The organism is Anabaena sp. UHCC 0204 (assembly GCF_009711975.1).
Classification (GTDB): domain Bacteria; phylum Cyanobacteriota; class Cyanobacteriia; order Cyanobacteriales; family Nostocaceae; genus Dolichospermum.
In genome coordinates this window covers 1-8,513 of record NZ_VIKW01000068.1, presented here as the reverse complement: position 1 = coordinate 8,513, position 8,513 = coordinate 1, and the positions used below count along the sequence as shown (strand labels likewise).

General features: G+C 37.0%; 8 protein-coding genes. 1 reads left to right on the top strand and 7 read right to left on the bottom strand.

What is annotated here, in order from left to right; all coding sequences use genetic code 11:
• Positions 1-998: IS1634 family transposase (locus FJR04_RS24350; protein WP_168499731.1), on the top strand; the 998-nt coding region annotated here is incomplete at its 5' end.
• Positions 999-1,217: 219 nt separating this feature from the next.
• On the opposite strand, the gene FJR04_RS24345 is transcribed toward FJR04_RS24350, so the two are convergent.
• The 7 genes from FJR04_RS24345 to FJR04_RS24315 form a co-directional block, all read right to left on the bottom strand.
• Positions 1,218-1,808, bottom strand: a complete 591-nt coding sequence (locus FJR04_RS24345; protein ID WP_168499729.1) for a hypothetical protein — start codon at positions 1,806-1,808, stop codon at positions 1,218-1,220.
• Complete coding sequence (locus FJR04_RS24340; protein WP_168499727.1) at positions 1,805-2,845, bottom strand: hypothetical protein; 1,041 nt, start codon at positions 2,843-2,845, stop codon at positions 1,805-1,807. Before FJR04_RS24340 ends, FJR04_RS24345 begins: the two co-directional genes overlap by 4 nt.
• Positions 2,846-2,917: 72 nt before the next feature.
• A complete protein-coding gene (locus FJR04_RS24335) occupies positions 2,918-3,217 on the bottom strand; it encodes a four helix bundle protein (protein ID WP_174763171.1) in 300 nt (99 codons plus the stop codon).
• 81 nt (positions 3,218-3,298) lie between these two features.
• Complete coding sequence (locus FJR04_RS24330) at positions 3,299-3,553, bottom strand: adenylate/guanylate cyclase domain-containing protein (RefSeq protein WP_168499725.1); 255 nt, start codon at positions 3,551-3,553, stop codon at positions 3,299-3,301.
• 261 nt (positions 3,554-3,814) lie between these two features.
• Positions 3,815-4,846 carry a DMT family transporter gene (locus FJR04_RS24325; RefSeq protein ID WP_371416827.1) on the bottom strand — a complete coding sequence of 344 codons (1,032 nt, stop codon included), beginning with the start codon at positions 4,844-4,846 and terminating at the stop codon, positions 3,815-3,817.
• Positions 4,847-4,989: 143 nt separating this feature from the next.
• On the bottom strand, positions 4,990-6,255 hold the full coding sequence (locus FJR04_RS24320) for a glycosyltransferase (protein ID WP_168499721.1): 1,266 nt from the start codon (positions 6,253-6,255) through the stop codon (positions 4,990-4,992).
• A gap of 136 nt (positions 6,256-6,391) precedes the next feature.
• Positions 6,392-8,104, bottom strand: coding sequence for a DEAD/DEAH box helicase (locus FJR04_RS24315; protein WP_168499719.1), 1,713 nt, complete (start codon positions 8,102-8,104; stop codon positions 6,392-6,394).
• Positions 8,105-8,513 lie beyond the last annotated feature (409 nt).

The window sequence follows — 8,513 nt, the reverse complement described above, 5'->3', positions numbered from 1 at the left end:
AAGCCGTATTTGCTCACATCTTAGTAGAGTATTCCAAACAAATAGATTTTGACAGTATAATGGTCGCTGACAGTGCTTTATACAGTGAAAGTAATTTAAAATTAATGGTGAATATGAACTGGATAAGTCGAGTACCATTATCCATTAAAAAAGCTAAAAACTTGGTAAAAGCACCGATAAGTAACGAACTAAAACCAAGTGATATCAAAGGATATAGTTATCAAGAAGAGAAAGTATTTTACGGGGGAATAGAGCAAAGATGGTTATTAATTGAAAGCACAGAAAGAAAAAAAGCGGATTTAAAGAAATTAACCAAAAAAATCTCAGAAGAGTTTCTGAAAACTAATAAACAGCTATTCAAGTTAGAAAAAGAAGAATTTGAACAAGAATCTTCAGCAGAATTAAAAATTAAAGACCTGACGGCAAAATTAAAATATCATCAAATATCGGACATAGAAATTACCGAAAGATTAAATAAAGGAGAAACAGTAGTTTATCAAATCAAAGGTAAATTAATAGAAAATCAGGAGTTAATCAAAAAACATGAAAATTCTTGTGGTCGATTTATTTTAGCAACGAATATTTTAGACACAAACAAATTAGCACCTACAGAAATATTGAGAATATATAAAGAACAGCAATCAACAGAGCGAGGATTTAGATTTATCAAAGACCCGTTATTTTTTGCCGATAGTCTTTTTGTGAAGAATCCAGAAAGAGTAGAGACAATGATGATGTTAATGGCATTGTGTCTTTTGGTTTATAATCTGGGACAAAGACAATTACGAATTGCATTAAAAACACAAAAAGCTACTGTTAAAAATCAACTGAATAAACCCACAGAATCTCCCACATTAAGGTGGATATTTCAATGTTTCCAAGGTATTCACTTTCTGGTTATACAAGGAGTCCATAGAATTCTTAACTTAACTGAGTCACATTGTCGCATCTTACAATTCCTACCTAATGCTTGTCAAAAATATTATTTATTATGTTAGTTGCCGAATCTATAATTCCCGATTCAACACTTCTATGTTTGCATAACTGATTGAAAAATTTAAATTAAACTATCTTACTAGCTTTTTAAAAATAAAAAAGCTTGATTTTTAGTGCGTATAATTTATTTATTGGTGGCTACTTGGTTTTAAAAACTCTAGTTTTTAATTAGTCGTAAATGTAGTTTTTGTATACTACTTATTGAAGTGCGGAATGTGGGTTCATAGTTTTAGACTTAACCAATCCTGCTGCTGTAATCGTTGCCAAGCTTTGTGGATATGTTGAGTCTTAAAGATGGTGTGTTTCCTATCGCTCCATGTATGCACCAATTCTATAGCTTGTTCACTATCTTGGGCTGGGTTGGTTTCTTGAGTCCCTACCCAGTGAACTGTGGCCAATAATTCCATGCCGTAGGGGGTTTCAAAGCCAGTGATTAAACTGCTAACTTGCTCTAACCGTTCCTGGGCTGTGGGTGCGGTGGCTAAAAATGCCTGTGCAGCTTCCCTTCCGGCTGGTAAGACATACATCTGGGCGCTTTCCGCTTTGGCTGTGCCATCCCCATAGCCGCGTATGTAATGCCCTTCCATGTATCTTAAAACATGATTCAAGTTATGGGCATAGGGACCATATTTATGTTTGACGTACTCAAGACGCAGGGGTTCACCAGCTACTTGCAAAAAGTAGGCCAGTTTTTGGATTTCTAGTTTAGTTAATTCATAACCGGGAATGCTGTACAATTCTAGCAAGCGTATGAATAAGGCACGGGCTTGGGCTGGTTCTATTAATAAGTTATCTTGCTGAATTTCAATCATTTTTTCCAAACAGTCGAGGATATGATTTTAGCATCTGCATCATCTAAATAAAAATCATAAACAGGTTCACCAGAAACTTCACAACGCAATGGTTCAATAATTTTAGTAAAAGGATTCCAAACTGCTGTAACAATCCGTTTTGCTTTCTTTCTTTGTAAAGAGAATTGAATATGTACCGTATGTAAATGGATAATCATGGAACTGTGTAACCAAGCCTCTACACTCATTGTATAACGCTCCTTTACATCCAATAATTTTCTTTCTAACTCTTTATTTGTTGCTTCAATTCTTGCTAATTCTTTATCTTTATCGGCATCTATTAAACCTTTAGATTCTATCTTCCTACGAATTTCGGCACTGATTGTGTTGTAATAATCCTTGAGTCGTTCTTCATCCCTAGTTCTTGCTCTAATTAATTTAGCTTGCCAATTTTCCAAGGTTTGACTAACTAATATTTCACTGCGGATTTCAATTAAATTTAATAAATCAGCAATTGGTAGTGATAATCCTAAATCTTGTTCATCTACTGCAATTCTATCAGTTTCCCAGAATAAAGCATCACCAATTTCTACTGGTGTTACTCCCGTTAATTCATTGATAATGAAGGAAACTAAACCAATTCTTTTCTCTTCAGCATTCGCTGTGTAAGCTACATTACATAAAATATAACGGGTGATTTCTGGTTTAGCATCAACAAATTTAATTAAGCCATTTTGAGCCACAAATCTTTCCGTAAGCAGCTTATCAAAATTCGTATTTTTGAGGTATCCATCATATTTAATACCTAATGCACTAACTTGTCCTCTAGTAGATAATAAATCAGATAATTTATTTAATACTTCGGAATGATAAGTAACAAAAACACTTTGAGATACATCAGCTTTTGTTGTAAATGTAACATCTTCTGGTAATGATAGCAGTGACGCTAAATTTTCAGTTAGCAAAACATTCAAAGTATGTTCACTAGCTGGTTCTGCGATACCATCATGTAACGCAATAATTTTTTCTAACGTGGAAATAATTGGATCTGATAACATCTGGGGACTGGTGACTGGGGATTGGGGATTTGAGAATAACTTAGTATAAAAGTGGTGGTAAAATACTAATTTCTAATCTTTAGTTACTGGTTCTCGAATATATTGTTTTCCATACTCTTCTCCACCTTGTTTTTGAGAACGAATAAAGCGACAGTACCCATTAAGACCTTTTTCAATCTGTGCTTCAATTTGATTTACCCAAGCTAATTGTTCTGTTGTGCAGAATCCAATCTTTTCAGCGATGATGAAAGCACTTTTAGTTTCTGCTAAAGATCCACGAGCAATATACATAAAACGTAAGCGGTCTAGATAGTGATAACGCCCATAGCCTTCAGCTATATTAAGTAATACACTACAGGATGCTCGGCGCAATTGATCAAATCTGAAAGACGATGTTCTAATTTTAAAGCTTCGTTTTTCCGGTTTTTAATTTCGGGAACATAATCATTATTCCTATATTTTTTGATTTTTCCCACAGAGAAAATAAGTTGTTATCTTCCCAACACCTTTGACAGTAATTTCCCCTCGTTCCTCAAATACAAACTCATCCTGTAAAAGTTCATAAGTTGTCTTTGTCACCTGGATTTTACCTGGTATACCATGTGATTCCATTCTACTAGCAATATTCACACTATCACCCCAAATATCATAGACAAACTTTTTCGTACCTACAGCACTTCCCTCTGTTATGAGGTACAGTAACAGCAATTAGTAAACCAGTTTTTTAAATTGCGGCTTCCCTCGCTGCTTAGGTTGTAAATTCCCATCAGTTTCTTGTTGCAAAACCCAGTTTTTGGACTAGACTTTTACTAACAGAAAATATGGTTGCTACTTTCCGAATTGATATTTTCTGCTGAATATGTGCTGCAACTATTTTTTCTCGAAGATCGATTGAATATGCTTTCATAAGAAAATTATCTTTTTATTATTACTAACTGTACCTCATAACAGAGGGAAGTGCTGTATAATTTACATTCCCTTAAAGCCAACTTCCATGTCTTTTTCAATTATAATTTCTTCCGAAGTTATACTTTTTGGCAGTTGATTATAAATACCTATTTGATTGAGGATAATACCAAAAATAATGACACTACCTCCTATATACTGTGCTGTTGTGGGGACTGCTCCCAAAATCCAATAAGCAGATAAAATACCTGCAATTGGACTAAAAGAACTAGCTAAAGAAACATCAGAAGCAGTAGTCTTTTTCAGACCTTGAAACCATAATAGCTGACCACCGACAATAATAACTGCCCCATAAAATAACATCCATTGCCAAATAAAGGGGGATAAAACATCCATAAAGTGACTTATACCATATAATTTCATCACCACTATAAAGAAAATTAATGTACCTGCAAATGTACGAAAAATTGTAAATATTCCTAATGGAATTTGACGCAATTTAACTTTACTAATAATTGTAGAAATTGCTAAAGAAATTGCTCCTGCTGCTACCATAATTTCACCTTGTCCAATCATTAAGTTGGCACTCATATTAATTGTATTCGGTTGTGGAGGTTGAAGAATAATTGTCAAGATGACACCAATAAAAGAGATAACAGAGCCAGCCATAACCCAACTATTAACTTTTTCTTTGAGGAATATAATTGATAAAGCCAAAGCTAAAGGTGGTTCTATTCTTCCCACCAAGACAACATTATTAACAGTAGTTTTTTCCAATGCCATGAAAATTAGAGAAGGTGCTAATGCGCCTGAAAGAATTGCTACTCCTAGTAAGCCTAGCCAGTCAGTAGCAGATAATTTATTGATAGTCCTAAAATTCCACTGCCGACCATAAATAACTATTAAAGTTAGTAAAGCACAAAGATTACCAACAAACAAAACGTTACAAAAAGAAATGGGATTTCTACCATCAATTAAATTCTGTGCGCCAATTTCTGTAAGTTTGCGTGTAATGGAGTTAGCAGCAGCAAAAATTAGGATAGCCAGAAGTAAATAGGTTCGTCCAGGATTGAATAACCTAGTGATATTGTTCACAAATTTTGACATTCTGGTTTTGGGTATAACAAAGGTAACATATCAGATAAAAGAATTTGCGAATCAGGAAACTCTAAAGGTGAAACCATTCGTAACCTTAACAATATTCGTTTTATAGATGTTATTCATAAGCACAATTTTTCTCAAGCAGATAAATAATGTTGCAGAACACTAACAGCAGCAGGTACACCATTTTCTGTCCTAACTTTCTCCCCTAATAATGCTGCTTGGGTTTGCATTTTTTCACTTTGTACTTCTACAAACGCACCTGTCAAACTTTCCACAGTTAGTTTTTGGTGAGGTAGAGGTTTTGTTCCCACTCTCAATTTCATCACAATATCAGCCCAAGAAGGTTGATCTCCAGCAAAGGGAATAGGAATATGGGGAATACCTGCACGAATGACAGCCGCAGTTGTTCCTGCACCGCAATGATGCACCGCAGCAGCTACGCGAGATAATAACCAAGCATGGGGAATGGAATTAATTTTAAAGATTGTATCTGGTAAATTACTATTACTAATCCCACTCCATCCTGTAACTAAAATCCCTCTTTCTCCTGTTCTTTGTAGCGCCTCTAAAACAATCTCTAGAGTTTTCGCTGCTGTTTCTCCTCCCATACTACCAAAACCAACATAAATAGGGGGTTTTCCCTTTGCTAAAAAATCAACTAAATCAGCAGGAGGAACAAAATTTGTCGGTGCATCCAAAAACCAATAACCTGTAGAATGAATTTCTGAAGGCAAATTTTTAGGAGTGGGAATAACTGAGGAACTAATACCCCGTAACCAAGGGATTCTTTGTTTTCTCAATCGAGGTAAATAAGACTGCCAAATTGATATAGGTGCAAGATTTAAAACTTTTACTCGCCAATTATTGATAGGTTGACGGTAAATCTGCCAAAATAAAAACCAGATCAAATGATAACTGAAACGATTATACCAACCTCCCAAACCCTCTAAAACTGGCATTATTTTCAGCATCGGATATAAATTGGTGGGATAAGAGGGAAAAAGTTCTCCCCAAAAAAATGGCACGCCTAATTTTTGGGAAATATCTAAACCCCAATAAGCAATAGGTGAACCAATAATAGCATCCGCATCTTGACAAGCTACCCAGGCATCTCGTAAATTTGCATCCATACAGGGATTAAATAATTCAGAGACGGTTTTGTATATTTTAAATAAGTTCTTCCCTGTATTTAATGCTGCTTGACCTGCTTCACTTTCTAACATTTCTTGTGGGTTCATACTCAATAGGGCAAACTCAAAGCCTAATTCTTTTACCCACGCTTCAAAATTGGCATGAGTGGCAATTTTGACTGTATATCCTACTTTTTTTAGTCCCAAACCCAAAGCTAGAAAAGGTTGGACATCACCACGAGAACCAAAGGCTAAAATTGTAATTTGCATTGTTGCTAAATCTGGCAATCGTAAAAAATTTTACATAACGCCATTGATTATATCTTTTTTGGTGAACTCAAGGCACAATAGTTACCCCAAGTCCCCAGTCCCCAGTCCCCAGTCCCCAGTCCCCAATCCCCAATCCCTAAGCCTCAAAATCTTCACCGAAAATCTGTTCATCTAGTTCCTGAACTTGCTGATACTGGTCTTTAGCTTTCAACAAATTATCTGCCAATTGGTCAAAAGCTGTATCTAATTCAGGTTTTTTCTGATTTTTCAACCAAATCTCCATGACAATTTCACTAAAATCAAATTCATCATCTACATTCCCTAGAATTGTCTCAATCTCACCTACCACCAATTCAAACATATTGATTTTGTCATGTAATATTCGCAGAATATATTCTTCAATGCTGCCTTTTAAACAAAAGTTAAAAATAAATACATCCTGAGTTTGGCCAATGCGGTGAATACGACCAATGCGCTGTTCTATTTTCATAGGATTCCAAGGCAGATCATAATTTACGATCGCATTTGCAAACTGAATATTCCGCCCTTCTCCACCTGTTTCCGATGCTAACAGTACAGAAACAGTATCCCGAAAAGCAGCGATCGCATCATCTTTGGCTTTCAAGGACATCCCCCCTTGAAATTCTGCAAAGGGAATATTTGCTGCTGACAGAGTTTTAGCCAAATATTCACTGGTGGCTTTGTGAGTAGTAAAGACCAATGTTTTCTGACTAGATTTTGACAGCATTTCTATCAATACTCTCGCTTTCTCTACCTGCTTTACCTGTGCCGCACGTTTAGCTAAAGACTTCAATTCTTCATCATCAGGTATGCGTTTAGTCAATTGTTTGAGAGAGTCAGCCAAAGCACCAGGGGAAGAACCAGCCCGCATTAACAAATTAGTTCGAGAAAGTCTGTCTAACTTATCTTCAGAAGAACGCAGATAATCACTCAAATCTTGGTAAAGTTTCTGTTCACCCGCCGCAGGTGCAACCGTAATTGTAGTAGCAAATCGTTTTGGTAACTTCACATCTACCAAAGCACGAGTATTGCGTACCATCACTTCCCGCATCAAGGAACGCAGTTTTTCCGGATTTTTGGGAATACGTCCATTTCTGGAATCAACGTATTCTTTTTTAAACGCAGCTTCTGTTTGCAATAAACCTGGTTTCAGTAGAGTCAGAAGATTGAATAGTTCAATCAGCGAATTCTGGACTGGGGTTGCAGTCAGCATGAGGATAAACCGCTTGTTAAGGGCGTTTACCAATTTCCAGTTAAGAGTCGTGCGATTTTTGAGGTGGTGTGCTTCATCAACAACTACTAAGTCCCAGGTGCGACCGGTGACATGAGAAAAATGCTTGGCAGATTTAGCCGTGTTGAGTGAAGCGATAATGCGGGGATTCTGCGTCCAAAAATCTTCTAGGGGTTGTTGGGGGTCACGGTTATCTGTGGTAATAGTGGCAATGTTAAATTTTTCACTTAATTCTAATTGCCACTGAGAAACGAGGGATGCGGGAGTGAGTACGAGTAGGGACTGTACCATGCCTCTAGCTAAATACTCAGCACAGATAATTCCGGCTTCAACGGTTTTGCCCAAACCCACTTCATCTGCTAATAATGCCCGTCCACCCAGTTGTCTCAGCACCTTGCGGGCTGTTTCAATTTGATACCAATATTTGTCAATGGCAGTGAGGGTGGGAAGGCACACTAACTGGTCATAGTCTGCCATGACCGATAGTTTAAATAGGTCTAGACGTGCTTCGTAAAAGTCCAGGCGATCGTATTTACCTGCTTTGAGTGCTTCTAAGGCTGTGGAGGAGTTAAATTTAAATGTATAATTTTGATTCATGATGCACCCAGTGTGAATACTTTTGATCGGAAGAGACAGGGCGGAAGGGAGCTTTTTAGTAGGGGGAACAAACCCTTTCCCCTAACGCGCTTTTCGGTGCGGAACATGGGTACAAGCCCCGTTCTTCTAAGACACTTATACGGTGCGGAGTCCAAACCTGTCCCGGTTTTCCCCCTGCCCCTGCCCCTTTTCCTTTTAGCTTAAACAGTAGAAGCCTCTCACCTACCCGATGGGGAGGTGATGAGATGAATATGCGTAAGTGACGAATTGACCAACTGTTATAATCAATTTTCAATCAATCACCATAAAAACAACGCAAGAGCCAATATTTTTAAATCTAGAAGTATCCTGGAATTATAACTCATTCTATCTTATCGCGAGGTCTTATGACTCTAACTAAAACCCGACT